This is a genomic window from Bacillus sp. LR--39, assembly GCF_053613335.1.
Window position 1 is genome coordinate 1 of the sequence record NZ_JBSIOT010001717.1, and the last position, 500, is coordinate 500.

At 45.2% G+C, this 500-nt stretch carries 1 protein-coding gene; it reads left to right on the forward strand.

Translation table 11 applies throughout. The features are described 5' to 3' along the window. The coding region (locus ACWHAR_RS32750; protein WP_452089132.1) for a phage tail sheath subtilisin-like domain-containing protein at positions 1–500 on the forward strand (500 nt) is incomplete at both ends.

Consider the following 500-nt stretch of genomic DNA (forward strand, 5'->3'; position numbering starts at 1 on the left):
GGCACGGAAGTTACACCGGACAAAGCAACAGCTTGGGTAGCTGGAGCGAGTGCAGGAGCAACCTTTAACCAATCACTTACATTTGTAGAGTACGAAGGCGCAGTTGATGTGTTACACCGCCTTGACCACGATACGATTGTTGAACGTCTGGGCAAAGGTGAATTTTTATTCACATTCGACGCCCGTGATAAATCCGTCAGCGTAGAAAAGGACATTAACTCACTCGTGACGTTCACAGCTGAGAAAAACAAGAAATTTGCGAAGAACAAAATCGTTCGTGTCCTGGATGCTGTGAATAATGATTTAACACGCGAGCTGAAAGCCTTAATTAAATCAAGAAAAGGCAGCGGAAGCGATATCCCGGCATCTGAAGACGGACTGCAGTATGTAAAAACGATGATCACGCAATACATGACAACGCTTCAGGATGCAGGCGGCATCACTGGCTTTGATTCCGATGAAGATATCACAATTTCAATGAATGAAGATCGTGACGGCTT